The sequence below is a fragment of the Pseudoalteromonas sp. S3178 genome (genome assembly GCF_005886985.1).
Taxonomy (GTDB): Bacteria; Pseudomonadota; Gammaproteobacteria; order Enterobacterales; family Alteromonadaceae; genus Pseudoalteromonas; species Pseudoalteromonas carrageenovora.
Genome location: NZ_PNCW01000404.1, coordinates 1 through 359 on the forward strand (window position 1 = coordinate 1; position 359 = coordinate 359).

A 359-nucleotide genomic window follows, 5' to 3' on the forward strand; every position below is an offset into this window, starting at 1 on the left:
ATTCCAAAACAAGGTATGAAGCCAAAACGAAAAATGCGCTAGCCATGCGCAATAAGTAAGTCCCATTCACGCTCGCTCACAGGCATAATAGACAAGCGGTTGGCTTTTTTGAGCGCGAGTTCGGTGATGTCATTATTGGCTTTAATTGCCGCCAGTGTAATCGGTTTTAGGTGTCGTTGATATTGTATGGTGACACCTACCCATCTTGGTGATTTTAATGTTGCTTTGGCATCGTAATAGTCACTGCTCATATCGAATTGATATGGGTCGGCTTCAGCAGCATGTGTAACAATGGCAACCCCGACAATCGCCGGTGTTTTGCAGCTAGAGTGGTAAATAAATACTTGGTCACCAACTTT

Annotated in this window: 1 protein-coding gene; it reads right to left on the reverse strand. The window is 44.0% G+C overall.

Translation table 11 applies throughout. The features are described 5' to 3' along the window. Positions 1–38: 38 nt before the first annotated feature. Positions 39–359 (reverse strand): EVE domain-containing protein (locus CWC11_RS21490; protein WP_138684222.1); only part of this gene is annotated, 321 nt, incomplete at its 5' end.